Source organism: Paraburkholderia terrae, from assembly GCF_002902925.1.
Taxonomy (GTDB): Bacteria; Pseudomonadota; Gammaproteobacteria; order Burkholderiales; family Burkholderiaceae; genus Paraburkholderia; species Paraburkholderia terrae.
Genome location: NZ_CP026112.1, coordinates 1,413,242 through 1,439,233 on the forward strand (window position 1 = coordinate 1,413,242; position 25,992 = coordinate 1,439,233).

Below are 25,992 nucleotides of genomic sequence, written 5' to 3' on the forward strand. Positions count from 1 at the left end.
ATACATCGAAAATTCTATCATCGCTTCCAGATTCATTATCCGAACGGGGAATAGCGATGGTCACGACACACAATCTGGGTTTTCCGCGCATCGGCGCGAAACGCGAACTGAAATTCGCACTTGAGGAATACTGGAAGAACGAATCGACGCGCGACGAGCTAAAGGCCATCGGCACGCAGCTTCGCGGGCGTCACTGGAAAGATCAGGCGCGTCTGGACTTCGTGCCCGTCGGCGATTTCGCGTTCTACGACCAGGTGCTCGACATGAGCTTCACGCTCGGCAATTTGCCCGAGCGCGTGCGTGGCTTTCACGGCGATGCGCTCGACAACGCGTTCCGCGTCGCGCGTGGCCGCTCGGCGCAGAACGCCGAAGCGCACAGCGCGTGCTGCGGCGGCGTGGCGGCGGGTGAAATGACCAAGTGGTTCGACACAAACTATCACTACATCGTCCCCGAGTTCGACGCGAACACGCAGTTCTCGCTCGACCCTTCGCGTCTACTCCAGCAGATCAACGAGGCCCGCGCGCTCGGCGTCAACGTGAAGCCCGTCATCATCGGGCCCGTTACGTATCTGTGGCTCGGCAAGGCAAAAGACGACTCCGACAAGCTCGCGCTGCTGCCGCGCCTCTTGCCCGTGTATGCGGCGTTGCTCGACTATTTCACGGCGCAAGGCATCGACTGGGTGCAGATCGACGAGCCCGTGCTCGTGACGGAACTCGACGCGAAGTGGCGCGACGCGTTCGTCACCGCCTACGATGCGCTGTCGGCACGCCGCGTCAAGCTGTTGCTCGCCACCTACTTCGGGCAGTTGCAGGACAACCTGGAACTCGCGTGCAAGCTGCCCGTCGACGGCCTGCATATCGATGCGATCAATGCGCGCGATGAAGTCGCGCGGGTCGCGGCGAAGCTCTCCGACGCAGCGGTGCTGTCGGTTGGTGTGATCAACGGCCGCAACATCTGGAAGACCGATCTGAACGCGGTGCTCGAATGGCTCGAACCGCTGCACCGTTCGCTCGGCGACCGGTTGTGGATTGCGCCTTCGTGCTCGCTGCTGCATACGCCCGTCGATCTCAACAGCGAACAGAAACTCGGCGACGAGATCAAATCGTGGCTCGCATTCGCGCTGCAGAAGCTTGACGAACTGACGGTGCTGGCAGGCGCGCTGAATGATGGCCGCGCGTCGGTGGCAAGTGCGCTCGATGCGAACGCCGCTGCAATCGAAAGCCGGCGCGTGTCGCCGCGCGTTCACAACCCGGCCGTCAAGGCTGCGATTGCGCGTATCGACGCGACGCTCGGCAAGCGCGTGAGCGCTTATCCGCAGCGTGCAGAAAAGCAGTCCGCGATTCTCAACCTGCCCGCGTTCCCGACCACCACGATCGGCTCTTTCCCACAGACGAGCGACATCCGTCATGCGCGCAGCCAGTACAAGGCCGGCGAACTCGATCAGGCAGGCTACAAGGAAGCGATGGAGCGCGAGATCACGCGCGCCGTGAAAGAACAGGAAGCCCTTGGCCTCGACGTGCTCGTGCATGGCGAAGCCGAACGCAACGACATGGTCGAATACTTCGGCGAGCAACTGGATGGCTACGCGTTCAGCCAGTTCGGCTGGGTGCAGTCGTATGGCTCGCGCTGCGTGAAGCCGCCCATTCTGTTCGGCGATATCAGCCGCCCGAAAGCGATGACGGTCGAATGGATTCGATACGCGCAATCGCAAACCACGAAGCCGATGAAAGGCATGTTGACCGGGCCTGTCACGATTCTGAACTGGTCTTTCGTACGCGACGACCAGCCGCGCTCGGTGTCGTGCCATCAACTGGCGCTCGCGATCCGCGAAGAAGTGCTGGACCTCGAAAAGGCCGGCGTGCGCGTGATCCAGATCGACGAAGCGGCACTGCGTGAGGGCCTTCCGCTGCGCCGCTCGCAGTGGAGCGAGTATCTGCAATGGGCGGTAGAGTCGTTCCGCATCACCGCGAACGGCGTGCAGGACGAAACGCAGATTCACACTCACATGTGCTATTCGGAGTTCAACGACATCATCGCGTCGATCGCCGACATGGATGCCGATGTGATCACGATTGAAACGTCGCGCTCGGATATGGAACTGCTCGATGCGTTCGACGACTTCGACTATCCTAACCAGATCGGCCCAGGCGTGTACGACATTCACTCGCCTAACATTCCGAGCCAGGACCACATCGTGAACCTGATGAAGAAGGCGGCCGGGCGCATTCCGGCGGAACGCTTGTGGGTCAATCCCGATTGCGGGCTGAAGACGCGTGCATGGGATGAAGTGATTCCCGCGCTGAAGAACATGGTGGCGGCTGCGCAAACGCTTCGCCAAAGCATCTAACGCTTTCGTCGATCCGCGCGTAACGAAAATTGAAGGCCACCCGCGGGTGGCCTTCAACGTTATCGCCCTTACGCCGTTTTAAAGCGCGCCGCCTCTTCCGATCCCGACGTCGCATTGCCCGCGCTATACGAATGCGCGCCGACGCCCGCCAGCTTGCCGCCATCGACGATCAGATACTCGTCGCGGATGGGCCGCTTCTCGAACCAGCATTCGAGGATCTCGCGCGTGCCAGCCGCATAACGCGCCTGCGCCGACAACGTGGTGCCCGAAATATGCGGCGTCATGCCGTTGTGCGGCATCGTGCGCCACGGATGATCGCGCGGTGCCGGCTGCGGGAACCACACGTCGCCCGCATAACCCGCCAGTTGCCCCGATTCGAGCGCCCGCACGATCGCATCGCGATCGACGATCTTGCCGCGCGCCGTATTCACGATATACGCGCCGCGCTTCATCTTCGCGATCAGCTTTTCATTGAAGAGGTTTTCCGTTTCGGGGTGCAGCGGACAGTTGATCGTCACCACGTCGCACGCCTTCACCATCGATTCGACATCCGGGTGCCACGTTGCGCCGAGTTCTTTTTCGACATCGAGCGGCAGACGGTAACGATCCGTGTAGTGCAGCTTCACGTCGAACGGCTTGAGCCTGCGCAACACGGCCGCACCGATCCGGCCGGCCGCGACCGTGCCCACATGCATCGCTTCGAGATCGTAAGCGCGCTCGACACAGTCGGCGATATTCCAGCCGCCCTTCTTCACCCATTCATGCGACGGCAGGTAATTGCGCACCAGCCCGAGAATCATCATCACGACGTGTTCGGCGACGCTGATGCTGTTGCAGTACGTCACTTCGGCTACCGTGACGCCGCGCTCGATGGCCGCCTGCAAATCGACGTGATCCGAGCCGATGCCCGCCGTCAGCGCGAGCTTGAGCTTCGGCGCCTTTGCGATGCGCTCGGCAGTCAGGTACGCAGGCCAGAACGGTTGGGAGATCACGACTTCGGCGTCGGCAAGTTCGCGCTCGAACGTCGAGTTCGGACCATCCTTATCGGACGTCACGACGAGCGTATGCCCTAGCGATTCGAGGTATTTACGCAGCCCCAGTTCGCCCGATACGCTGCCCAGCAACTCGCCCGGTGTGAAGTCGATGGCCTTCGGCGTCGGCGCCGTTTGACCGTCGTGATAATGCGTGATTTCGGGTACGCCGTTGCGGGCGTACTGTTTCGGCATTCCTTTGACGGGATCGTCATACAGCACACAAAGAACCTTAGCCATTCGTCTCGCCCCAGTCTGGTCGAGCGCATTTTCATGCCGGCGCTCTATCGACATATCGACGTGATACATCACATACGATGTGAAGCAGTGTCGATGGCGCGGCTATGTGCGTCCAATCGTTTGGGCGAATGGTCTGATAAGCGTCGCTTATCAACGCGTGTGTTCGCGCGGCGCAGTCGAGTTGCGACGACTCAGCAAACGGGAAGCAGCGCGTCGAATTCGTCCTGCAACCGAAGTCCTTCGGCGCAGCGCCAGAAGGCGGCAACGAGCGGCGGCATCGCCTCGCGATTGCGCGCGACGAGGCCGATTTCACGTGTCAGTTCGGGCATCAGCAACGCGCGACGCACGTTATCGCCGGCCGGTAACACGCTCAGCAGACTGTGCGGAAAGATGCTGGAGATGCCCGCGTGCAAGACATGTCCGTACAACGCGAGCAGCGAGTCGCATTCGATCGGCACTTCCGGCTGAACCTGCTCGCGACGAAACGCGGCGTTGATCACCTGCCTGTTCTGCATCGTCTGTGGCAGCAGGCCGAGTGGCAGGCCCGACAACTCGCGCCAACTGCATGCACCTTCCACGAGATCCGCATGATCGCCCGGTGGCGACAGCAGAATGGAGCGCTCGCGATACAGCGGCAGCACGGCAAAGCCCGCCTGCACGCCTGAGTCGAGATACGTGAGACCGATATCCAGTTCGAGTTCGTCGAGTTGCCGATGAATCGCTTCCGAGCTGAGCGAATGCACGTCGTAGCGGATCTGTGGATGTTCGAGCAGGCAAGGCGCAAGCACGCGCGACGCGACGGGAATCACGGTCGGTATCGCGCCGACGCGCAGCTTGCCGACCAGACGGTCCTGTGCAGAGAATGCGTCTTGCCGCATGTTCTGCAGCGTCGCCAGCGTCTGCCGCGCCCATCCCAACACGCGCTCGCCGTCTTCCGTGAAGCCGACGAAGCGCCGCCCGCGATTGACGATCGTCAGCCCGAGTTCCGACTCGAGTGCCCGGATCGCCGACGACAAGGCCGGCTGCGAAACATGGCATGCGTCGGCGGCGCGCGCGAAGTATTTTTCGCGCGCCAACGTGACGAGGTAGTCGAGCTGGCGGATGAACATTGGCCGTCAGACGAGAAGGTCTTCATGGAACGCGCCGAACGGCCGCGTCGGATGCGCAATCTGGATCTCCAGAATCCACACGCCCGCAGCGGGTGTCGCATCGAAGTCGCCGAGATCGCCCGCCTTGTAGATGGCATGCGGAAAATCGCTCACACGATGACCCTTGATGTCGACGTTCAGGCGAAACCCATGCGCATTGGCCCGCTGCGCCGCGTACACGTACAGGTCGACGCCCGCGCAGCCCGTCGCGCGCCAGTGCTGCTCGACTTCGTCGTAGATCGTGCGCGCCGCCTGCGCGCACGCCTGCATGTCCGGGTCGTCGCCGCAGACGAAGGTGGCGCCCGCGTCGCCCTCGTGCTTCGCCCAGACGGCGCCGAGGTCGATGAAGAAAATGTCGTTGTCCGCCAGCACGGGGTCGACGTTCGATCGCTGCTTGAATGTTCTCAGCGTGTTTTCGCCGAAACGCACGAGTACGGGATGCCAGATCCGGTCCATCCCGAGATCCTTCAGAATGCGCAGCGCCAGCGCATTCGCCTCCGATTCCCGCATGCCCGGCCGCACGTCGGCGGCGATGGCGTTGACGGCCTTCCATGTCATGACTCTTGCGTGCTGCATGGCGTCCAGCGAGAAATGCTCGCCGACGGCTTCTTTATGTGTCGAATTCAACGTACTGCTCCGCGTTGTCGTTAGCTGAAAATGTCAAATGTGCGCTCGATATATACGCGTCAATATATCGTGTTTGGCGCGTCGAACCTATCAAGGCGAAGTTGAAGCCACTTGCGTCGCGCGATATAGCGCCTTACACACCGTGTAAACACGGGCGGCAGCGCCATAGGTATAAACGCTAGACTTCGGGTTGGCTTAACACTACGGGTTTCCGTGGCACGAACGCGGGACCCATTCGAGGAGAACATCATCATGCGAACCAGCGCCCGAAATCACTTCACCGGTCAGATCACCGAAGTCAAACCCGGCGCCGTCAATGACGAAGTCACGCTGCGCACCCAGGACGGACTCGACATCGTTGCGGTGATCACGCACGGCAGCGCGTCGTCGCTTGGCCTCGCAGCCGGCAAGCCGGCTTTTGCGCTGGTGAAGGCGTCGTCGGTGCTCGTGATGGTCGATGACGGCAACGGCAAGGTGTCGGCGCGCAACCGCGTCGCTGGCACGGTCACGGCCGTCACGAAGGGTGCCGTGAATAGCGAAGTGATCGTTGCGTCCGCAAGCGGTGCGGAGATCGCCGCGATCATCACCAATGAAAGCGTCGACCGGCTCGGACTGTCGAGCGGCGCGGCCGCGTCGGCGATCTTCAAGGCATCGAGCGTGATTATCGGCGTCGATTGATAACGCCGCGTTTCTGCGCAACGTCAACGCAGCGGCAGAATCCGCAAGTAGCTGGTTCCGCCTGCCGCTGCGCGATCGACGACATAAAGACGGTGTCGCGCCGGATCGGCGGCAACGCCGCGCGCGTCGTGAAAGTCGGTGGCGATTTCATTCACGCTGCCGTCCGGCGCGACCTTGCACAACGACGCACTCTTGCAGTGTGTGTAGAGCGCGCCGTGACCATCTCCCGCCATCAGATCCGGGTTCTCGATCTTCGCGAACGTATCGGCAACGGCAACCGGTTGCGCAGACTGCAGCAAGTTCGCCAGCGACGCGCGCACGATCACGTTGCGCGCCTGATCCGAAACGAAAACCGTATCGCCCGATACGACGACACCCACCGGCTTGCCCATTCCCGTGATCAGATCGCGCTCGGTGGCGCGGCCCGCAGTTGCATCGTAGGTCAACAGGCTCACGCCGCCTGTCGCGGGTGCGCTGCCTTCCTTGACGAACCACGTCGACAGCGCCTGCTGCGAACCGATCGCCGCAATGCCGAGCCTACGGCGAGCGGGATTGGGCCCCGACAGCATGATTGCGCCATTCGCGCCTTTGACGTCGAACACCGCGCTCGCGCTGCCGAATCCAAAGCGCACGGCCAGCAGATTGCGAGCATCGTCGAGGGTCAGCTGGCTCAGGCTGATGCCCTGGCCCGGCGATTGAGGGATCGATGCATAAGGGGCAAACGTACGGCCATCGGACGATCGAAGCACGCTGCTTTTCGCATCGTCGGTCAGATAGACGGCGCCGTTGCTCGCGTCGACCGCGACGCTGTTGGGCCGTACGCCTTCCAGCGCGACGGGCGTCGCATCCGTCGCCGTGCTGCTCGACGCGCAGCCAAACGTCTGCGCGATCACGCCGGCAATCAAGCAGCGAACAAGACGTTCAGACATAGCTGTCGATAGCCGGAACATGAAATCTCCTTGCGTGACTTCCGCTTCAGCGCTGCGCGAGTTGGGCCTCGATGGCCGCCTTGTCGATCACCGACCACACCTGCCTGATCTTTCCGCCGCGAAACTCATAGAACACGTTCTCGGTGAATGCGACTTTCTTTCCATCGACAGCAAGCCCAAGAAACGTCCCTTTGGGCGAACAGTCGAACTGCAACCGGCTGGCGATCACAGGCGGCTGCGCAACCAGCAACGCAATGTCAAAACGGAGATCCGGAATCTCACGGAAGTCCCGCTCCAGCATCGCCCGGTAGCCCGACAAGCCGATGCGCTCACCGTTATACGTCACATCGTCATCGACGAAACGCCCCAGCGTCGCCCAGTTCTGCCGGTTCAGACAGTCGATATAACCTCGGTACACGTCAGAAAGATCGCTCGCGTTCATCACGCATCGCCCTCGCCGAAGATCGCTCAAGCCGCCATGTTACCCGCGCCGGGCGTTGCGCTCAGATCGCGTCGGCGGGCCGGTGCGCGTCCGTGTCCACGCAACACACGAGCACTTCCGCCGGCTTTTTCCCCGTACATAGATACACGTGCCCAACAGAACTATCGAAGTACAGGCTATCGCCCGGCTTCAACTGAAACACCGCGCCCGTCTCGAAGCGCAGTTCGAGCGTGCCGTCCAGCAGGAACACGAACTCCTCGCCGCTATGGCGAATGTAGTCGGGAAAATCGGAGAGCTTGCGCGCCCGCACGTGCGCGCGCATCGGCACCATGCGCTTGCCCGTCAGATCGTTCGCGAGCATCCCGTATTCGTAGTTGGGCGTGTCGTAAATCATCTGCTGGCCCGACGCCGTGAACGTCGGCACGATAGCGTTCGCGCCCGCGCGCCGTGTGTGCTTCGTGCGGCCGAAGATCGCATCGAACTCGAGTTGCAGCGCATGCGCGAGCGCCGCGAACTTGTCGTAGGTCAGCGCGATGTCGCCGCGCTCGGCCTTCGAGATCGTCGACACGGCGATGCCCGACTGTTCCGACAACTGCATCAGGGTCAGCCCGCGTGCCTTGCGCGCGTCGCGCAGCCGCGCGCCGACCGCCTGGTGATCGATCTGTGACGTGGGCTCGACAGGTTCGGGTTGTTTGCGTGCGACGGATCTGGCCATGGCAATGCTCGGAATCTCAAGGGATGACAAAGGGTTTTGTCGTATACGAGAATTTATTTTTTCTCGTATATGATAACTCGCATCGATTCCAGTCCCATGCAGTTCCACTCAGGAGCGGTCGACGTGTCAACGCTTGCATTGGAAAAAGCCGGTCTGTCGAAAACCCAGGTCATCGCCGCGACGACGCTCGGCACGGCGCTGGAGTTCTACGACTTCACCATCTACAGCTTCTTCGCGATCCAGATCGGGCAGCTGTTCTTCCCTTCCGCGTCGCCCGTGAACCAGTTTCTGCTGTCGATCGGCGTGTTCGGCGTCGGCTTCGTCGTGCGGCCGCTGGGCGGCATCGTGATCGGCGCGTACGCCGACCGCGCGGGCCGCAAGAAGGCGATGGTGCTGACCATCATGCTGATGGCGCTGAGTTGCGCGCTGATCGCCTGCGCGCCGCCTTACGCGGTGGCCGGGATGGCCGCGCCTTTCATCGTGCTCGCCGCGCGTCTGATCCAGGGCTTCGCCGCGGGCGGCGAGTTCGGCCCCGGCACGACGCTGCTGGTCGAATACGCATCGGACTCGACGCGCGCGTTCTTCGCCAGTTGGAACTTCGCGGCGACGGCGCTCGGTCTCGCACTCGGCGCCGCCGTCGCAACGCTCGTCAATGTCTCGCTGCCGAAGGACGCGATCCTCGCCTGGGGCTGGCGCATTCCGTTCGTGCTCGGCATCGTCGCGGCGCCCGTCGGCATGCTGATCCGCCGGCGTCTCGAAGAAACGCTCAGCGATGCATCATCCGCCCGCACGCATCGTCGCGGCGCATTGAAAGCGGCGCTCACCACGCATCTGAAGCTGACGATACTCGGCACGTTCGCCGAGCTCGGCGGCTCGGTTTCCGTCTATATCACCGCGTTCTTTCTGCCGAGCCATGCGGTGCGCACGCTGCATCTGTCGTCGACGGCGTCGGTTGCTTCGGGCGTGATCAGCTCGCTCGTGCTGTTCGTCGCGGCGCCCATCGCGGGCAAGCTCGCCGACCGGTTCAGCCGCAAGCGCGTGCTCGTCATATCGCGTGTGACGCTGCTGCTCACCGTGTATCCCGCGTTCGCATGGTTGTCCGCGCAGCCTTCGACGTTGATGCTGTGCGCCGTGTCCGCGTTTCTCGCACTGTTCGTCGCCGGGCAGATCGTGCCCGTGCTCGTGATGATCCCCGAACTGTTCCCCAAACATGTGCGCGCGACGGGCATCGCGCTAACCTATGTGGTGAGCGCGTCGTTCTTCGGCGGCTTTTCACCGTTCGTCGCGAGCTGGCTCGTCGCGCTGACGGGCAACCCGCTCGCGCCCGCGTGGTACGTCGCGGCGGCCTGCGCAGTGTCGCTCGTGCCCGTGATCTGGCTGCGCGACCGCACGGGCGAAGCGCTCGATTGAGCTCATCCGTCATCACCGACAAGCAGGAACAACCCGGAACCTGAACCATGTCTGATAACGACGACCTCGTCGCCCGCAACGCCGTCGAATTGCGCCGGATGATCGGCGCGAAAGAGATTTCCCCCGTCGAGTTGCTCGATGCCTGCATCGAGCGGATCGAAGCCCTCAACCCCGCCGTCAATGCGATCACGGCAACCTGTTACGACGACGCCCGCAAGGCCGCGAAGGCGGCCGAGCGCAAAGTGCTGGACGGCGAGCCGCTCGGGCTGCTGCACGGGCTGCCGCTCGGCGTGAAGGATCTCGAAGACACGGCGGGCCTGCTGACCACGTACGGCTCGCCGATGTCGCGCGGCCATGTGCCGTCGCGTGATGTCGTGCTGGTCGAGCGGCTGCGCGCGGCGGGTGCGATTCTCGTCGCGAAGACCAACGTGCCCGAACTCGGCGCGGGCGCGAACACGCGCAACCCCGTGTGGGGCGCGACGGGTAATCCGTTCAATCCGGAACTGAACGCGGGCGGCTCATCAGGCGGCTCGGCGGCGGCGCTCGCTTGCGACATGCTGCCCGTCTGCACCGGCTCGGATACAGGCGGCTCGCTGCGCATTCCAGCGTCGAAATGCGGCGTGGTCGGCTTCCGGCCGTCCGCCGGGCTCGTGCCCAACTCGCGCCGGCTGCTCGGCTGGACGCCGATCTCCGTAGTCGGGCCGATGGGCCGCGACGTCGAAGAGACGGCACTGCAACTCGCGGCGACAGCGGGCCTTTCCACAGGCGATCCCCTCAGCTACGAAGTCGATCCACTCGGTTTCGCCACGCTGCCCGCTCTCGATCTCGCCACGCTGCGCATCGGCTATACGGAAGACTTCGGCTGCTGCGACGTCGACGACGGCATCCGCGCCCTCTTCCGCGCCCGCATGGCGGCGCTCGCGCCGATGGTGAAAACCTGCGAGCCAGTCCAGTTCGATCTCGGCGACGCGCATCGGGCGTTCGACGTGATTCGTGCGGAGAGCTTCGTCGCGGGCTTGCGCGACGCGTATGCGCGCGATCCGGGCGCGCTCGGTCCGAACACGCGCGCGAACTACGAAATGGGCGCCGCGATGACGCTCGCCGACAGCGCATGGGCACAGGCGGAACAGACGCGCATTTTCCGGCGCTTCCAGTCAGCGTTGGACCGTTACGACGTGATCCTCTCGCCGACCACGCCCGTTTCGCCGTTCCCGTGGCGCGAGCTTTACGCGGCGCAGATCAACGGACGCGCGCAGGAGAACTACTACCGGTGGCTCGCGCTTACCTATGTGGTAACGCTGACGACGCATCCCGCGCTGTCGCTGCCATGCGGTGTCGATGAGGCAGGCATGCCGTTCGGCTTGCAGATCGTCGGGCCGTTTCATGGCGACCTCAAGACGCTGGCCGTGGCGCGCGCGATGGAACAGGCTTTCGACACGAACCCCGCATTGCGCCGCCCGCGTCCCGATCTGTCGCGTCTCACGCAGCCGAACCCGGCGCTCAAATCGATCGTTACCGCGCCGCCCATTTTCGATTCCACCGGCGAAGCCCAAGCCGGCATGTCATCCGTCTAACTCAGCGATATCCATCATGTCCAACGAAATCCAGCGACTGCAAACCAACGCCCGCATGAGCCAGGTGGTGATTGCGAACGGCATCGTCTATCTGTCCGGCCAGGTGCCGGACACAGCGGGCGCGTCAATCACCGTTCAGACGACGCAAATCCTCACGCGCATCGACACGCTGCTCGCCTCGGCGAACGTCGACAAGACGCGCGTGCTCACCGCGAACGTGTGGCTGAGCGACCCGAAGCACTTCGACGAATTCAACGCCGTGTGGGATGCGTGGGTGCCGACGGGCCACGCGCCGACGCGCGCCTGCGTGCAGGCCCTGTTGATGAAGCCGGGCCTCGATGTCGAAATCGCCGTAACGGCGCTCGCATGACGTCATCGCGCGAGGATACGCAGCAATGAAGTTCGATACCGTCGTACTCGGTGGCGGCATGGTTGGCGTGTCGGTTGCCGTGCATCTGCAAAAGCGCGGGCTCACTGTGGCGCTCGTCGATCGCAAGGCGCCGGGCAACGAGACGTCGTTTGGCAACGCGGGGCTGATCCAGCGCGAAGGCGTCTACCCGTATGCGTTTCCGCGCGACGCCAGCACGCTGCTGCGCTACGCGCGCAACCGCTCGCTCGATGTCCGCTATCACTTCAGCGCGATGCCGAAGCTGCTGCCGTTTCTGTACCGCTACTGGCACTACTCGCGCGCCGATCGTCATACGGCCATCGCGCGTGCGTACGCAACTCTGATCGAGCATTGCGTGAGCGAGCATCGCGCGTTGATCGACGCTTCGGGCGCGCAGGCGCTGGTGCGCACGGGCGGCTGGCTGAAAGTGTTTCGCAGCGCGCGCAAGCAGGACGCCGCATTGCGTGACGTCGAGCGCTGGCAAGCCGAGTACGGCGTCACCTTCGACGCACTCGATGCAACGCAACTGAGGCGCGCGGAACCGTCGCTGAGCCACGCGCTGCTGGGCGCGCTGCGCTACACGGACGCCGAGTCCGTCAGCGACCCCAATGCGCTCGTCACGGCCTACGCGCGTTACTTCGAGCAGCTTGGCGGGCGGATCTTCATCGGCGATGCGTCGTCGCTCGAACCGCATTGGAGCGTCGACACGGAGGCGGGCCGCATCGACGCGCAGTCGGCCGTCATCTCACTCGGGCCCTGGTCGGATACCGTCAGCGCGCGCTTCGGCTACCGGCTGCCGCTCGCGGTCAAGCGCGGCTATCACATGCACTACGCGGCGCAGGACGGCGCGAAGCTGAATCAACCCGTGCTCGATACCGAGATCGGCTACATGATCACGCCGATGGCGCGCGGCATCCGGCTGACGACGGGCGCGGAACTGGCCGCCTGCGACGCGCCGGCAACTCCCGTGCAACTCGATGCGATCGAACCTATCGCGCGCGACACCTTCCCGCTCGGCGCGCGGCTCGACGAGCGTCCGTGGCTCGGCCGCCGTCCATGCACGCCGGACATGATGCCGATCATCGGCCCCGCGACACGCCACAAGGACCTGTGGTTCGCGTTCGGCCACGCGCATCACGGCCTGACGCTCGGGCCCGTCACGGGGCGCCTGCTCGCGGAAATGATGACGGGCGCCACGCCCGTCGCCGACCCGCATCCGTTCCGCGCCGATCGCTTCTAGCCCGATCGCCTCTAGCCCGGTTTACCGCCCCTGGCGCCGGGCGGTACCATAGGCTCGCCTTATTTTCTGAGGGACAAAAATGAATCCCAAGGTCGACGCCTATATCGGCAAACTCAAACAGTGGCGTGAAGAAACCGAAAAACTCAGAGCGATCGTGCTGGAATGCCCCGTCACTGAGGAGTTGAAATGGGGCGTTCCGTGCTACACGTTCGACGACAAAAACGTCGTGCTCATTCACGGCTTCAAGGAATACTGCGCAATCCTGTTCGTCAAGGGCGCGTTGCTGAAGGACCCGAAAGGCATCCTGATCCAGCAGACAGAGAACGTGCAGTCAGCCCGGCAGGTGCGATTCACGAGTCTGCAGGAAATCGTCAAGCTGCAATCCGTTCTGAAGACCTATATCCGCGCGGCTATCGAAGTCGAAAAAGCCGGCCTGAAAGTGGCCCACAAATCGACCGAAGAGTTTGAAGTCGCCGAGGAATTCCAGACCAGACTCGACAAGTTGCCCAAGCTGAAGACTGCTTTCGAAGCGCTGACACCCGGACGGCAACGCGCCTATCTGCTGCACTTCTCGTCGGCGAAGCAATCGAAAACGCGGGAATCGCGGATCGAAAAGTGCATGCCGTTGATTCTTGAAGGCAAGGGTCTGAACGACGAGTGAGTCCGCCCGGAAAGTTCTAAAAGCGGCGGGCGGTGGGCGGACGCCCCGCCGCCGCTCATCCATGAAACACACGGCAAGCGAACTTTGTAGCATTTCCTTAAAAAATGTAGGTCGATAGGATGCTAACGAATAAAAATCGACATACAATCCCGGCCCATGGTCAATCTCCACCTTCTACGCCGCTCCGTCAGCAGCACGCTGGTCGTCGCCGCGCGCCGCTGGCGCCGCACGAGCCATAGCGTGTTGTCCGCCTACAACGTGTCGGAAGCGTGCGCGGGTCCTTTGCTTACGGCCAACCGCCTGGGCGAAGCCGTGCGTCAGGTGACGCTCGCGGAACATGTGGGGATCGAAGGCCCGTCGCTGGTGCGGCTGCTCGATCAGCTATGCGCGGCGGGCCTCGTGCGCCGCGACGAAGACCCCGACGACAAGCGCGCCAAAACCATCACCCTCACCGACGAAGGCCGCGCCGTCACCGCGCGCATGGAAGAGCGGCTGATGGAACTGCGCGCGCGCGTGCTCAAAGGCGTGAGCCGCGAGGACCTGGAGACGACGCTGCGGGTGCTGAATGCCTTCAACGCGTCGCTGGATGCTACAGTCACTTCCGACAAGGGCGTATCCGACGAGCCAGCCGCTGCCGCACGATCCGGCGGCAAACGCAACGCATAACCGCCATGGCCTATCCCTCAGTCCGCGACTGGCTGTTTTCCGCCAAGACGTTCGCGGCCGCGATGATCGCGTTGTACATCGGCCTTGCGCTCGAACTGCCCCGCCCGTACTGGGCGATGGCGACCGTCTATATCGTCTCGAACCCATTCGTCGGCGCGACCCGCTCGAAGGCGCTGTACCGCGCGCTCGGCACGGCGCTCGGCGCGGCGGGCGCGGTGCTGATCGTGCCGCCCTTTGTCGAGTCGCCGTTCCTGTTCAGCACGATCGTCGGGCTGTGGACGGGCACGATGCTCTATGTGTCGCTGAATGACCGCACCGCGCGCAGCTATGTGTGCCTGCTCGCCGGCTACACGCTGCCGTTGATCGCGCTGCCCGCCGTCACCAATCCGACCACCGTCTTCGATCTCGCCATCACGCGTACGGAAGAGATCCTGCTCGGCATCGTGGTCGCGAGCATCGTCGGCAGCGTGGTGTTTCCGAGCCGGCTCGCGCCGACGCTGATCGAGCGCACCGACGCCTGGTTCCGCGACGCCGCGTTCTACGCCAGCGAAACGCTGTCCGGCCATATTGCCGGCGCGACGATCTCGGCCTCGCGCCAACGCCTCGCGGCCACGGTCAACGGGCTCGAATTCCTGCTGAGCCAATTGACCTACGATCACACACGGCCCGATATCGTGCGCCGCGCGCGCGCGTTGCAGGGGCGAATGCAGATATTCCTGCCGCTGATTTCGTCGATGGCCGATCCGCTGATCGAACTGATACGGCAGCGCGGCGCGCATTCGCCCGAAGTCGAGGCGCTGCTCGCGGACGTCGCGAAGTGGATCAAGGCGCCCGCGCTCGAAGCCAAATACGCCGACGAGCCCGATCAGGAAGCGGAAGCGCTGCGCGCGCGCGTCGATGCGCTGCGGCCTTCCGCACAGGCGCTGACGAGCTGGGACGGCGCGCTGCTGTCGAACGCGCTGTGGCGTCTGGGCCAGGTCATCGACGTCTGGCGTGACATCCGCTGCCTGCGCGCGGCCATCGTTCACGAAACGGTCCTGTGGCGCCCGCACTTTCGCCACTGGCGGCTGGGCGGCACCGAGCGCTTCTTCGACTACGGCATGATGCTGTTCTCGACGGCTTCGGCCGTCGGCGCGGTGATCGTCGCGTGCGGACTGTGGATCACGTCGGGCTGGAACGACGGCGCAGCCGCCGTCACGCTCGCCGCCGTCTCCTGCTGCTTCTTCGCGGCGCTCGACGATCCCGCGCCCTCCGTCTTCAAGTTCTTCCTTGCGACCTGCGCGAGCGTCGTACTGGCCGGACTGTACGTGTTCGTAGTGCTGCCGCACGTCCACGATTTCGCGATGCTGGTCCTGATCTTCTCCGGGCCGTTCCTGATCATCGGCACGCTGATCCCGAGCCCGCAGTTCACGCTCGTGACGTTGCTCACGGCCGTCAACACGGCGACCTTCATCAGCATTCAGAGCGCTTACGAGGCCGACTTCTTCGTGTTCATCAACAGCAATCTGGCGGGCGTCGCGGGCTTGCTGTTCGCTTTCATCTGGACGCGCATCACGCGGCCGTTCGGCGCCGAACTCGCCGCCGGTCGGCTCACGCGTTCCGCATGGGCCGACGTCGTGGTGAGCGCGTCGACGGCCGCCATCGAAGACCAGCGCAATCTGTACTCGCGCATGCTCGACCGGCTGATGCAACTGTTGCCGCGCCACGCGGCCTCGGACTCGAACCGTCATCCGTCGATCGAAAGCTTCCGCGACTTCCGCGTCGCGCTGAACGCGCTCGACCTGCGACGCACGCGCCGCAAGCTGGCAGCCGACTTGCAAGGCTCCATCGATGACGTGCTCGTCGGCGTGCGGCAGTATTTCGAGCAATGTATCGCGCGCCGCGAACGGCAGCCGGTGCCCGCCGCGCTGATCGAAACGATCGATGCCGCCGTCGCGCAAGTGACCACGCGCAACATCGCGCAGACGCAAGGCGGCACGCAGCAGGGACAACAGGGACAGGCGGCGGAACAAGGCGCTGCGCCCGCCCCCGCTGCGCCTTCCGGCGAGCGCTGGCTGCGCGAGACGCTGCACGCGCTGGTCGGCATGCGCCTGTCGCTGTTTCCGCCGCATCCCGCGCCCGGCAGCAATCCGCCGCCTCAACCGGAGACCGCAGCCTGATGCGAAACCCATCTCTTACTTTCTGTCGACGCAAATGATCGGCGAAATCGACATCCTCGGCGTCTTCGTGCCAGCCGTGCTGGTGCTGATGTTCATCGCCTATCTGGTGAACCTGGTCTTGCGCAACCTGTTCGCGCGCATCGGCGTTTACCGTTTCATCTGGCACCGTTCCATTTTCGATCTCGGCATTTATGTTCTGGTGCTGGGGCTTGTCGTCATCGTTTCGCACCGGTTCATAACGTGAAAAAAACCTGGTTCTCAGTCGGGCAGATCCTGCTCACTCTTATCGTCGTCGTGATCGCAGCGGCCGTGCTGTGGAAGCTGGTCGACTACTACATGTTCGCGCCGTGGACGCGCGACGGCCATGTGCGCGCCGACGTGATCCAGGTTGCGCCGGACGTATCCGGCCTCATCACCGAGGTCAAGGTCGTCGACAACCAGCAGGTCAAGCAAGGCGAAGTGCTGTTCGTGATCGACCAGGCGCGCTATGCGCTCGCGCTGCGCAACGCACAGGCCACCGCGCAGCAGCGCCGCGCGACGCTCGATCAGGCGCGCCGCGAAGATGCCCGCAACCGCGCGCTCGGCAATCTCGTCGCCCGTGAAGTCGTCGAAGAGACGCACTCGCGTGTCGAAACGGCCACGGCCGCGCTCGCCGACGCCGAAGTCGCGATCGACACGGCGCGCCTGAACCTGCAGCGGACGGTGATCGTCAGTCCTGTGGACGGCTATCTGAACGATCGCGCGCCGCGTGTGGGCGAGTACATTTCGGCGGGACGCGCGGTGCTGTCGGTGGTCGACATGCATTCGTTCCGCGTCGACGGCTATTTCGAGGAAACCAAGCTGCATGGCATCGACATCGGCCAGCCCGTCGACATCAAGGTGATGGGCGAACCGGGCGTGCTGCGCGGCCACGTGTTGAGCATCGTCGCCGCGATCGAGGACCGCGACCGCCAGCAAAGCCAGAACCTGCTGCCGAACGTGAACCCGGCGTTCAGTTGGGTGCGCCTCGCGCAGCGCATTCCCGTGCGCGTCGCACTCGACGAAGTGCCCGCCGACTTCCGCATGATCGCGGGCCGCACGGCGACGGTGTCGGTGCGCGGCATCGGGCCTTCGATGGGACGCCGCCCGGCGGCATCGGATGCGAAGGCTGCTTCGGCTGCATCGGCTGGCGCGGGGGCTTCGACCACGGGCGCGGCTATCGTCGGCACCGCGCCGTCTAGCGCTACGCATTCTGCATCGGGCGCATCGCAATGAAACGCTTTCCGTCCCTCACGGCAACGCGCGCCGGCCTGGCGTTGCTGCCGGCTTTGTTGCCCATCGCGCTCGCTTTGAACGGCTGCACGACGGTCGGCCCGAACTACAAACTGCCGGAGAACGCGGCCGTCAACGCGCCGTATGCGAACGCGGCCATCGACGGCGCGGACAAGGCGCCCGTCACGCAGCAAGCCGTGCCGTCGAAGTGGTGGCGTCTGTATGACGACCCCGTGCTCGATCAGCTGGTCACAGAAGCGCTGTCGTCGAACACCGATCTGCGCGTCGCCGCCGCCAATCTCGCGCGCTCGCGCGCCCAGCTCGACTTCGCGAACGAACAGGGCGGCTTTTCCGGCAAGACGTCGGCGGCCTTCCAGCGCGCGCAGGAATCCGCCGAACAGTACCTGTTGACGGAAAAGATTCCCGTCGTCAACGAAGGCGCGCTGGATCTGAGCGTGTCGTATGAGATCGATCTGTTCGGCAAGCTGCGGCGCGGCGTGGAAGCCGCGAAGGCCGACGACGAAGCCGTCGAAGCCGCAAGCGACCTCGCCCGCATCACGGTGGTCGCCGATGTCGTGCGCGCCTACGTTGAATCGTGCTCGGCAGCGGAAGAACTGGAGATCGCGCAGAAGTCTTTGGCCCTGCAAAAGGAACGGGTCAAGCTCACGCAACGTCTGCGCGACGCAGGCCGCGGCAACCAGCCCGATGTGACGCGCGGCCAGACCCAGGCCGACACGCTCGCCGCCGACATTCCGCGCTTCGTCGCGCGCCGCCGCGCCGCGCAATACCGGCTCGCGATGCTGCTCGCGCGCGCGCCGTCCGATCTGCCGCCCGCCGCCCTCGCCTGCAGCCGGCTGCCGCATCTGAAGCAACCGATTCCCGTCGGCGACGGTGCGGCGCTGCTCAAGCGCCGCCCGGACGTGCGCCAGGCCGAACGGCTGCTGGCGGCGTCGACGGCGCGCATCGGCGTCGCGACGGCGGCGCTGTATCCGACCGTGAGCATTGGCGCATCGGCGGGCTCGGTCGGCGTCGTCGAGGATCTGTTCGGCCCGACCACGAACCGCTGGGCGTTCGGCCCGCTGATCAGCTGGACATTCCCGATCAACGGCCAGCGCGCCCGCGTCCACGAAGCGGAAGCCGCGACGGGCGGCGCGCTCGCGCATTTCGACGGCGTCGTGCTGAATGCGCTGCGCGAAACGCAGACGAGCCTGTCGACCTACGCATCCGATACGACGCGCGCCGATGCATTGCGCACCGCGTACAAGTCGGCCGTGCAGTCGGCGGATGAAACGCATCGCCTGTACGCCGCGGGCCGCGACACCTTCATCGACGATCTCGACGCGACGCGCACGCTCACGAGCGTCGCCGCGCAGGTGTCGGCGGCCGAAGGCCAGGTTGCGGTCGATCAGGTGAATCTGTTCCTCGCGCTCGGCGGCGGCTGGGAAGAAGAAAAGAACGACAGCAGCGCCAGCGAGAAAGTCGGCGCCAAGGCCGACTGAGCCGCTTCAGTCGTCCGCTTCGAAAGCGGTTCCGACGAACCGCTCGATCACGCCATTGAACAGCGTAGGCCGCTGCAGCGGCGCGAAATGGCTGACGTTCGGCAGCACGATCAGCTCGGCGTCCGGGATGGTTTGCGCCAGATACACGGCGTGTTCCTGCTTGATGAACTCGTCGTGCTCGCCGATCGCTATGGTCACGCGCACGCGGATTTGCGCGAGATCGTCGGCCGAGTAATCGGGCTGCGTGCGCTGCATCTCGCTGACGGCGGCGACGAACGCGTCGAACTCGCCGGGCGTTGCCGACAGCGCCTCGTAGTCCGCGCGATGCCGCCTGAAGCAGCGGTCGATCACGGGCGTCGGCACGAATGGCTTCGCGCCGCCGGGGTCCATGTTGCACGCGAAGAAGAACACGCCCGCGACGCGCTGCGGCGCGCGCCGGCCGAGAATCAGCGCGGTACACGCGCCGTCGCTCCAGCCGATGAACGCCGCTTGCTGTACGTGCAGAGCGTCGAGTACGGCGAGCACGTCGGACGCCATCAGCTCGTAGCTGTACGGTTGCGCGTCGCGTGTGCTGCGGCCATGTCCGCGGCTGTCGATCAGGATCGCCCGGTAGCCCGCCGCAACCAGCACGGGCACCTGATAACCCCAGTTGCCGCGATGCCCGAGGCCGCCGTGCAACAGCACCACGGGGTGGCCCGCGCCGTACGTCGACCACGCGATGCGTGCGCCCGCGTTGTCCACAAAGCCTTCTTCCTGCGCTTCGGGCAGCGGCGCCGCGCCGTGCGCTTCGAAGTGTTTCAGTTCGTCGTCCGATTGCATGTCGATCGCGCTCCGTGAAGAAAAGCTACCGGTTCATTGTGACAGTTCACGCTCCGTCGGCGCTGTCGGGCGTCTGCTTGCTCAGCGGCGCAACGTGTGCTCGCCGCCGCTCCGCGCCGAGACCCACGAGCACGACGATCAGCCCCAGCGCGCCCATCCCGAGCGAGATCGCCACAACGACCACGCTCATGCGCCCATTCCCGGAAAACACGCCGACCAGCAAACCCGCCAGCGGTTGCGTCAGGTTATTGAGCATGATGACGACGCCAAGCGTCTTGCCGTAGTCCTTCGCGGGAATAATCGCCTGACGCACGCTGCGGATATAGATGCTGAACATCTTGTCGAAGCCAACGATCAGCAGAAAGCCCGCGACGTAGCCCCACACGGAAGGACTCACGCCCGCGAGCAGGCCGCCCGCGAAGATCGCAAGAAACGATACGAGCCCGAGCGTCTTGCGCGGAATCCGCACGCGGGCGATCAGCAGCAGGATCACGATCGTCGCGATCGCGCCCGCCGTCTGCACGAACGCGTAGAACGCATCCGGCCGGCGATGCAGCCCCGTCACCATCGCGGCCGAGGTCGCGAGCGTCACGCCGATCACGAGATTCTCGGCGGCGGCCAGCGCGACCAGCCGGCTCAGCCCCGGCAACCTCACGACATGCGCCAGCGCCGTTTTTACGGGCGCGAACCAGTCGCCGCCTCCATGCCCGTGCGGCGTCCATTCGAAAGCGCTTGCGCGCTGCCAGAAGAGTGTCGCGCCATCGGCGGCGAAAAACAGTACGGCCGCGACGCCGACGACGTATTCCCAACGCCACCAGCCGAGCAGCAAACCTGCGAGCATCGGGCCGAGCACCACGCCGACCTGATCGGCAATCTGCGCGTACGACAGCACCTTCTCGAAGCGCTCGGACGTGAATACCTGCGGCAGCAGCACTTCGCGCGCGACGAGCCCCTGGCTGGTCAGCGTGCCGCATACGGCGGACAGTGCGATCAGCCAGCCGATGCCGCCTGCCACCGCGAAGCCTGCGATGCCTGCCGCGCACGCCATTGCGCGAAAGCGCTGGCTTGCGCGCAGCACCGTAACGGGCGACATACGATCGCACAGCGCGCCGCACACGGGAAACACGATATAGCGCGGGAACGCCTCGATGAAGAACGCAATGCCGGACCATGTCGCCTTTTGGGTCGTCTGGAAGACGACGAGCGGCACTAGAAAAAGCAGTATCTGGTCCGCGAGCCGTGAGAAGAACAGCGAAGCGAAGAACGCCTGATGTTGAGCGCGCATGCAGTTGGGTTGATGTTTGTGCGTTGCACGCGGCTCACGTTTGACGTTTTGGCTCGTGCAGGCGTTGTTGGTGTTTTGGGTTTGGGTTCGCTTTTGCTTTCGCTGGCATCCGCGATTCGTTAGCGTGCTTCACGCGTCGCCCCTGTGCGGGGCGGCACCTACTTTTCTTTGCCGCCGCAAAGAAAAGTAGGCAAAAGAAAGCGGCTAACACCGCCAGCCCTTGTTATTGCCTGAGGGCCCCCAACCGGTCCCACACTTCAGATGATAACGCGCTGTTCCCCGCCCGTTGCCATCGCTCTTAATAAGCGCCTCCCCCACTTCAGGCACCCGTACAACGGCCAGCGGCAGCGAACGGTTGCGGCCGCCCAGGTGGCAAACTGTGTGTAGGTTGTCGCATCGTACGCGAGGGGGCTCTTATCAGAGACACCGACCTTGCTGTTTAGTCCGGGGTGATGCGTGTACGGCTTGAAAGCCGACACACAGTTTGCCACTTTAGAAGGTGGGAAGCTTGACGCAGTATGGATGCGACGCGGGGGTGTGAAGCAGGTAATGCTCATGGAGCAAGCGTTGCAACGGGCCTGTGTTTTCAGTCTGGAGTGATGCGTGTACGGCCTGAAAGCCTACACACAGTTTGCCACCTGGGCGGCGGCGGACTATCTGGCACGGTGTGTTGCTACGCGGGGGTGTGAAGCGGGTGAGGCGCACCGCAAGAGCGCTGGCAACGAACGTGAGTCACGTGATTGCCGTGTGAAGCGTAAGGCCGGTTGGGGGCCCTCAGGCAAACACAAGAATTAGCGGTGTTAGCCGCTTTCTTTTGCCTACTTTTCTTTGCGGCGGCAAAGAAAAGTAGGTGCCGCCCCGCACAGGGGCGACGCTTGAAGCAAGCTAACGAAGTGCGGATGCCAGCGAAAACCCCAAAAAACCAAACCGACCGCGCCACGAAGCCAAACCGCGGATGCCAGCGCAAACACAAGCAAACCAAACCGGCTGCGCAGCAAAAAGCCCGCACATCCAAACCAGAATGCGCGGGCTCCGCTCAAATCGCTAGAGGCAGAAAGCTTAAACCGTCACCGCTGCCAGCGCGTTATTCAGCGTCTTACTCGGCCGCATCACCGCTTCCAGCTTCGCAAAATCCGGCTGGTAATAGCCACCGATATCAACACCCTTACCCTGCACGTCCGCCAGTTCACCGATGATAGTCTTCTCATTCTCCGTCAGCACCTTGGCCAGCGTGCCAAACTTGGCAGCAAGTTCCGCGTCATCCGTCTGCGCGGCCAGTTCCTGCGCCCAGTACATCGCCAGGTAGAACTGGCTGCCGCGGTTATCGAGCTCGCCAGTCTTCGGCGACGGGCTCTTGTTGTTGTCGAGCAGCTTGCCGGTAGCAGCATCCAGCGTCTTCGCCAGCACCTTGGCGCGAGCATTCCCCGACTTGATACCAAGCTCTTCAAGCGACACAGCCAGCGCCAAAAACTCACCCAGCGAATCCCACCGCAGGTGGTTCTCTTCGACCAGCTGCTTGACGTGCTTCGGCGCCGAACCGCCCGCACCCGTCTCGTACATGCCGCCGCCCGCCATCAGCGGAACGATCGACAGCATCTTCGCGGACGTGCCCAGTTCCATGATCGGGAACAGGTCGGTCAGGTAGTCGCGCAGGATGTTGCCCGTCGCCGAGATCGTGTCCAGGCCGCGAATCACGCGCTCCAGCGAGTAACGCATCGCGCGCACTTGCGACATGATGTGAATCTCGAGACCATCCGTGTCGTGATCCTTCAGGTATGCCTGCACCTTGTGGATCAGCTCGTTTTCGTGCGGACGGTACGGGTCGAGCCAGAACACCACGGGCATGCCCGAGTTGCGCGCGCGCGTGACGGCGAGCTTGACCCAGTCGCGGATCGGCGCGTCCTTCACGAGGCACATGCGCCAGATGTCGCCCTGCTCGACCTGCTGCGTGAGGCCGCTCAGCACTTCGCCCGTCGCGTTGTCGACGATGCGCGCTTCGCCGTCTTCGGCGATCTCGAAGGTCTTGTCGTGCGAGCCGTATTCTTCCGCCTTCTGCGCCATCAGGCCGACGTTCGGCACCGTGCCCATCGTCTTCGGATCGAATGCGCCGTTGGTCTTGCAGAAGTTGATGATTTCCTGGTAGATGCGCGCGAACGTGCTTTCCGGGATCAGGCACTTCGTGTCGGCGGGACGGCCGTCGGCGCCCCACATCTTGCCGCCCGCGCGGATCATCGCGGGCATCGATGCGTCGACGATCACGTCGTTCGGTGCGTGCAGGTTCGAGATGCCCTTGGCCGAATCGACCATCGCCAGCGCCGGACGGTGCTCGTGGCACGCGTGCATGTCGCGGATCACTTCATCGCGCTGCGATTCCGGCAGCGCTTCGATCTTCGTGTACAGATCGACGAGGCCGTTGTTGACGTTCACGCCCAGTTCGTCGAACAGCTTCGCGTGCTTGGCGAACGCGTCCTTGTAGAACACCTTGACGGCGTGGCCGAAGACGATCGGGTGCGAGACCTTCATCATCGTCGCCTTGACGTGCAGCGACAGCATCACGCCCGTCTTGCGTGCGTCTTCCATCTGGTCTTCATAGAACTCGACCAGCGCCTTCTTGCTCATGAACATGCTGTCGACGATCTCGCCGTCCTGCAGCTTGATCTTCGGCTTCAGCACGATGGTCTCGCCGCGCTTCGTGACGAGTTCCATGCGGACTTCACGTGCCTTGTCGTTGGTGATCGACTTTTCGCCGTGGTAGAAGTCGCCATGCTTCATGTGCGCGACGTGCGTGCGCGACGCCATGCTCCACTCGGCCATGCTGTGCGGGTGCTTCTTCGCGTAGTTCTTGACGGCGGCGGGCGCACGGCGGTCCGAATTGCCTTCGCGCAGAACCGGGTTCACCGCGCTGCCGAGGCACTTCGAGTAACGCTTCTGGATCTCTTTTTCTTCGTCGTTCTTCGGGTCTTCCGGATAATCCGGAACCTTGTAGCCCTTCGACTGCAGTTCCTTGATCGCGCTGATCAGCTGGAACACCGACGCCGAAATGTTCGGCAGCTTGATGATGTTCGTGTCCGGGTCTTGCGTGAGGCGGCCCAGCTCGGCCAGATTGTCCGGCACGCGCTGTTCTTCCGTCAGGAATTCCGCGAACTCGCCGAGGATACGGCCGGCCACGGAGATGTCGCTGGTCTCGACATTGACGCCAGCCGGAGCGGTAAACGTACGGATGATCGGCAGAAAAGCACTCGTCGCGAGCAGCGGGGCTTCGTCGGTCAGGGTGTAGATGATCGTAGGTTGCTTGTTACTCATCGCTTTGCTCTTGGTCGAGAAAGGTTGGGAAATGCCGCCGGCGACGCCACGGCCGACGCGAATGCCCCGAATTTTGCCTTATTTTGGATTTTGACGGTTTGAATCGTGCCGGTCGAAACGCGTTTAAGGCAAAAAAATGCACGATTTGCGCCGCTTCGCTGCTTTTTCATCGTCGCGAACGGCACTTCATTGCATTTTGCAATTCGGGCACAGGCACAATTGTTCCGTTATGCGGTGTTGACGGCAAACGGACGCCGATCGAGATTGCGCGTAGCAAATGGCGTGAAGATGAACGATTCTGCAGCCACGACGCGATCGAAGGCGACCGTCGTTCCGCCACCGCGCGGGCGTAGCACGCGACGTCCGGTCTACACTGTTTCACCATCGATTCTACGGCCGCAGCCCATTCGATACACGATGCCCTTTCCGCTCCGCTTGCGCCTCGTCTGCGCCGCCATCGTTTTGAGCGCCGCGTCGGCGAATTGCGCCGTCGGCGCGCAGCAGCCCGATCCATCGCCCGACAAGCTCGCCGAAAGCGGCATCCATCACGCGCCTCGTACCGAGAACGGCTACGAGAACAACGACGGACCGCTCGCGCGCGGCTCGGTATGGAAATGGCGCTGGAACCGCTGGACGCACGGCTTGCCGCCACCGCCCGCGAACGGTTACGCGTTTCCCGTCGATCACCCCGACGTCGCGTGGATCCAGGCGAACCGCAGCGACGATACGATGACGTGGATCGGCCACGCGACCGCCTTGCTGCAGATCAACGGCGTCAATGTGATCACCGATCCGATGTTTTCCGAGCGCGCGTCGCCCTTCACGTTCGCCGGGCCGAAGCGGCGCGTGCCGCCCGGTCTCGCGCTCGACGAGTTGCCGCATATCGACGTCGTGCTGATCTCGCACAGCCACTACGACCACCTCGACACCGCGAGCGTCGAGGCGTTGAACGGGCAGCCTGGCGGGCCGCCGCTCTTTCTCGTGCCGCTCGGCATCAAGGACTGGCTCGCGAAAAAAGGCATCACGAACGCGCAGGAACTGGACTGGGGCGACGAAACCAGCGTTGCTGGCCTCGACTTCTGGTTCGTGCCCGCGACGCATTGGTCCGCGCGCAGCCTGACTGATCGCAACGAGACGCTGTGGGGCGGCTGGGTCGTGAAGACGCCAGTGGGCGCCGCGCATCCGTTCTCGGTGTATTTCGCGGGCGACACCGGCTACTCGAACGACTTCAAGCGGATCGGCGCCGCATTCGGTTGCGTCGATCTCGCGCTGATTCCCGTGGGTGCTTATGAGCCGCGCTGGTTCATGGGCCCTCAGCACGTGGACCCGCAGCAGGCCGTGCAGATCTTCGAGGACGTACACGCGAAAAAAGCGATCGGCATTCACTGGGGCACGTTCGAACTGACCGACGAGGCGCTCGACGAACCGCCGAAAAAACTCGCCGAAGCGACCCATGAAGCCGGCCTGCCCGATGACGCTTTCACGGTTCTCCATCACGGCCAGATGATCCGCCTCGACACATCGGCCGATTCACACTCGACGTGTTCGCGCTAAAACGCGAGCCGCGCTGCACTGCGCC

General features: G+C 63.7%; 22 protein-coding genes. 13 read left to right on the forward strand and 9 right to left on the reverse strand.

Going from position 1 to position 25,992, the window contains the following annotated elements:
• The first annotated feature begins 56 nt into the window (after nucleotides 1–56).
• On the forward strand, nucleotides 57–2,348 hold the full coding sequence (gene metE / locus C2L65_RS22550) for a 5-methyltetrahydropteroyltriglutamate--homocysteine S-methyltransferase (protein ID WP_042314474.1): 2,292 nt from the start codon (nucleotides 57–59) through the stop codon (nucleotides 2,346–2,348).
• 68 nt (nucleotides 2,349–2,416) lie between these two features.
• On the opposite strand, the gene C2L65_RS22555 is transcribed toward metE, so the two are convergent.
• The 3 genes from C2L65_RS22555 to C2L65_RS22565 form a co-directional block, all read right to left on the reverse strand.
• A complete protein-coding gene (locus tag C2L65_RS22555) occupies nucleotides 2,417–3,619 on the reverse strand; it encodes an NAD-dependent formate dehydrogenase (protein WP_042314492.1) in 1,203 nt (400 codons plus the stop codon).
• A gap of 191 nt (nucleotides 3,620–3,810) precedes the next feature.
• Complete coding sequence (locus tag C2L65_RS22560; protein ID WP_042314475.1) at nucleotides 3,811–4,728, reverse strand: LysR family transcriptional regulator; 918 nt, start codon at nucleotides 4,726–4,728, stop codon at nucleotides 3,811–3,813.
• 6 nt (nucleotides 4,729–4,734) lie between these two features.
• Entirely contained in the window at nucleotides 4,735–5,394 is a 660-nt protein-coding gene (locus C2L65_RS22565) for a M24 family metallopeptidase (protein WP_042314476.1), read from the reverse strand.
• Between the two features lie 252 nt (nucleotides 5,395–5,646).
• Between C2L65_RS22565 and C2L65_RS22570 the strand changes: the two genes are divergently transcribed.
• On the forward strand, nucleotides 5,647–6,072 hold the full coding sequence (locus C2L65_RS22570; RefSeq protein ID WP_042314477.1) for a TOBE domain-containing protein: 426 nt from the start codon (nucleotides 5,647–5,649) through the stop codon (nucleotides 6,070–6,072).
• A 23-nt stretch (nucleotides 6,073–6,095) separates the two neighbouring features.
• On the opposite strand, the gene C2L65_RS22575 is transcribed toward C2L65_RS22570, so the two are convergent.
• The 3 genes from C2L65_RS22575 to C2L65_RS22585 form a co-directional block, all read right to left on the reverse strand.
• A complete protein-coding gene (locus tag C2L65_RS22575) occupies nucleotides 6,096–7,001 on the reverse strand; it encodes an NHL repeat-containing protein (RefSeq protein ID WP_233446595.1) in 906 nt (301 codons plus the stop codon).
• A 46-nt stretch (nucleotides 7,002–7,047) separates the two neighbouring features.
• Nucleotides 7,048–7,443: an ester cyclase gene (locus C2L65_RS22580; RefSeq protein WP_042314479.1), complete on the reverse strand. Its 396-nt coding sequence runs from the start codon at nucleotides 7,441–7,443 to the stop codon at nucleotides 7,048–7,050.
• A gap of 61 nt (nucleotides 7,444–7,504) precedes the next feature.
• The gene (locus C2L65_RS22585; RefSeq protein ID WP_042314480.1) at nucleotides 7,505–8,158 is read right to left on the reverse strand and encodes a helix-turn-helix domain-containing protein; all 654 of its coding nucleotides are present in this window, start codon (nucleotides 8,156–8,158) and stop codon (nucleotides 7,505–7,507) included.
• 123 nt (nucleotides 8,159–8,281) lie between these two features.
• Here C2L65_RS22585 and C2L65_RS22590 point away from each other — a divergent pair, with 123 nt between their 5' ends.
• From C2L65_RS22590 to C2L65_RS22635, 10 genes are all read left to right on the forward strand, one after another.
• Nucleotides 8,282–9,568, forward strand: a complete 1,287-nt coding sequence (locus C2L65_RS22590; protein WP_042314493.1) for an MFS transporter — start codon at nucleotides 8,282–8,284, stop codon at nucleotides 9,566–9,568.
• 47 nt (nucleotides 9,569–9,615) lie between these two features.
• Nucleotides 9,616–11,142 carry an amidase gene (locus tag C2L65_RS22595; RefSeq protein WP_042314481.1) on the forward strand — a complete coding sequence of 509 codons (1,527 nt, stop codon included), beginning with the start codon at nucleotides 9,616–9,618 and terminating at the stop codon, nucleotides 11,140–11,142.
• 16 nt (nucleotides 11,143–11,158) lie between these two features.
• Nucleotides 11,159–11,512 (forward strand): RidA family protein, encoded by a 354-nt coding sequence (locus C2L65_RS22600; RefSeq protein WP_009769791.1) that lies wholly within the window; start codon nucleotides 11,159–11,161, stop codon nucleotides 11,510–11,512.
• A gap of 25 nt (nucleotides 11,513–11,537) precedes the next feature.
• Nucleotides 11,538–12,770: an NAD(P)/FAD-dependent oxidoreductase gene (locus C2L65_RS22605; RefSeq protein ID WP_042314482.1), complete on the forward strand. Its 1,233-nt coding sequence runs from the start codon at nucleotides 11,538–11,540 to the stop codon at nucleotides 12,768–12,770.
• Nucleotides 12,771–12,849: 79 nt separating this feature from the next.
• Nucleotides 12,850–13,431 (forward strand): YdeI/OmpD-associated family protein, encoded by a 582-nt coding sequence (locus tag C2L65_RS22610; protein WP_042314483.1) that lies wholly within the window; start codon nucleotides 12,850–12,852, stop codon nucleotides 13,429–13,431.
• 156 nt (nucleotides 13,432–13,587) lie between these two features.
• The gene (locus tag C2L65_RS22615) at nucleotides 13,588–14,097 is read left to right on the forward strand and encodes a MarR family winged helix-turn-helix transcriptional regulator (protein ID WP_042314485.1); all 510 of its coding nucleotides are present in this window, start codon (nucleotides 13,588–13,590) and stop codon (nucleotides 14,095–14,097) included.
• Nucleotides 14,098–14,102: 5 nt separating this feature from the next.
• A complete protein-coding gene (locus C2L65_RS22620; RefSeq protein ID WP_042314486.1) occupies nucleotides 14,103–16,256 on the forward strand; it encodes an FUSC family protein in 2,154 nt (717 codons plus the stop codon).
• Nucleotides 16,257–16,290: 34 nt separating this feature from the next.
• Nucleotides 16,291–16,500: a DUF1656 domain-containing protein gene (locus C2L65_RS22625; protein WP_042314487.1), complete on the forward strand. Its 210-nt coding sequence runs from the start codon at nucleotides 16,291–16,293 to the stop codon at nucleotides 16,498–16,500.
• Nucleotides 16,497–17,510, forward strand: coding sequence for an efflux RND transporter periplasmic adaptor subunit (locus tag C2L65_RS22630; protein WP_042314488.1), 1,014 nt, complete (start codon nucleotides 16,497–16,499; stop codon nucleotides 17,508–17,510). The genes C2L65_RS22625 and C2L65_RS22630 overlap by 4 nt, the downstream gene beginning before the upstream one ends.
• Complete coding sequence (locus tag C2L65_RS22635; RefSeq protein WP_042314489.1) at nucleotides 17,507–19,006, forward strand: efflux transporter outer membrane subunit; 1,500 nt, start codon at nucleotides 17,507–17,509, stop codon at nucleotides 19,004–19,006. The genes C2L65_RS22630 and C2L65_RS22635 overlap by 4 nt, the downstream gene beginning before the upstream one ends.
• Nucleotides 19,007–19,012: 6 nt before the next feature.
• Here C2L65_RS22635 and C2L65_RS22640 read toward each other — a convergent pair whose 3' ends face one another.
• The 3 genes from C2L65_RS22640 to C2L65_RS22650 all read right to left on the reverse strand — a co-directional run bounded on the left by C2L65_RS22640 (nucleotide 19,013) and on the right by C2L65_RS22650 (nucleotide 24,413).
• Nucleotides 19,013–19,825 (reverse strand): alpha/beta fold hydrolase, encoded by an 813-nt coding sequence (locus tag C2L65_RS22640; protein WP_042314490.1) that lies wholly within the window; start codon nucleotides 19,823–19,825, stop codon nucleotides 19,013–19,015.
• A gap of 46 nt (nucleotides 19,826–19,871) precedes the next feature.
• Nucleotides 19,872–21,110 (reverse strand): MFS transporter, encoded by a 1,239-nt coding sequence (locus C2L65_RS22645; RefSeq protein WP_042314491.1) that lies wholly within the window; start codon nucleotides 21,108–21,110, stop codon nucleotides 19,872–19,874.
• Nucleotides 21,111–22,169: 1,059 nt separating this feature from the next.
• A complete protein-coding gene (locus C2L65_RS22650) occupies nucleotides 22,170–24,413 on the reverse strand; it encodes an NADP-dependent isocitrate dehydrogenase (RefSeq protein WP_042314841.1) in 2,244 nt (747 codons plus the stop codon).
• Nucleotides 24,414–24,830: 417 nt separating this feature from the next.
• Between C2L65_RS22650 and C2L65_RS22655 the strand changes: the two genes are divergently transcribed.
• Nucleotides 24,831–25,967 carry an MBL fold metallo-hydrolase gene (locus C2L65_RS22655; protein WP_042314840.1) on the forward strand — a complete coding sequence of 379 codons (1,137 nt, stop codon included), beginning with the start codon at nucleotides 24,831–24,833 and terminating at the stop codon, nucleotides 25,965–25,967.
• The last annotated feature ends 25 nt before the right edge of the window (nucleotides 25,968–25,992 follow it).

Coding starts and splice junctions, on each gene's coding strand:
- C2L65_RS22605 (WP_042314482.1), top strand. CDS start 11,538: ATGAAGTTCGATACCGTCGTACTCGGTGGCGGCATGGTTGGCGTGTCG.
- C2L65_RS22655 (WP_042314840.1), top strand. CDS start 24,831: ATGCCCTTTCCGCTCCGCTTGCGCCTCGTCTGCGCCGCCATCGTTTTG.
- C2L65_RS22575 (WP_233446595.1), bottom strand. CDS start 7,001: ATGTCTGAACGTCTTGTTCGCTGCTTGATTGCCGGCGTGATCGCGCAG.
- C2L65_RS22625 (WP_042314487.1), top strand. CDS start 16,291: ATGATCGGCGAAATCGACATCCTCGGCGTCTTCGTGCCAGCCGTGCTG.
- C2L65_RS22650 (WP_042314841.1), bottom strand. CDS start 24,413: ATGAGTAACAAGCAACCTACGATCATCTACACCCTGACCGACGAAGCC.
- metE (WP_042314474.1), top strand. CDS start 57: ATGGTCACGACACACAATCTGGGTTTTCCGCGCATCGGCGCGAAACGC.
- C2L65_RS22580 (WP_042314479.1), bottom strand. CDS start 7,443: ATGAACGCGAGCGATCTTTCTGACGTGTACCGAGGTTATATCGACTGT.
- C2L65_RS22560 (WP_042314475.1), bottom strand. CDS start 4,728: ATGTTCATCCGCCAGCTCGACTACCTCGTCACGTTGGCGCGCGAAAAA.
- C2L65_RS22595 (WP_042314481.1), top strand. CDS start 9,616: ATGTCTGATAACGACGACCTCGTCGCCCGCAACGCCGTCGAATTGCGC.
- C2L65_RS22635 (WP_042314489.1), top strand. CDS start 17,507: ATGAAACGCTTTCCGTCCCTCACGGCAACGCGCGCCGGCCTGGCGTTG.
- C2L65_RS22555 (WP_042314492.1), bottom strand. CDS start 3,619: ATGGCTAAGGTTCTTTGTGTGCTGTATGACGATCCCGTCAAAGGAATG.
- C2L65_RS22620 (WP_042314486.1), top strand. CDS start 14,103: ATGGCCTATCCCTCAGTCCGCGACTGGCTGTTTTCCGCCAAGACGTTC.
- C2L65_RS22585 (WP_042314480.1), bottom strand. CDS start 8,158: ATGGCCAGATCCGTCGCACGCAAACAACCCGAACCTGTCGAGCCCACG.
- C2L65_RS22615 (WP_042314485.1), top strand. CDS start 13,588: ATGGTCAATCTCCACCTTCTACGCCGCTCCGTCAGCAGCACGCTGGTC.
- C2L65_RS22570 (WP_042314477.1), top strand. CDS start 5,647: ATGCGAACCAGCGCCCGAAATCACTTCACCGGTCAGATCACCGAAGTC.
- C2L65_RS22610 (WP_042314483.1), top strand. CDS start 12,850: ATGAATCCCAAGGTCGACGCCTATATCGGCAAACTCAAACAGTGGCGT.
- C2L65_RS22640 (WP_042314490.1), bottom strand. CDS start 19,825: ATGCAATCGGACGACGAACTGAAACACTTCGAAGCGCACGGCGCGGCG.
- C2L65_RS22600 (WP_009769791.1), top strand. CDS start 11,159: ATGTCCAACGAAATCCAGCGACTGCAAACCAACGCCCGCATGAGCCAG.
- C2L65_RS22645 (WP_042314491.1), bottom strand. CDS start 21,110: ATGCGCGCTCAACATCAGGCGTTCTTCGCTTCGCTGTTCTTCTCACGG.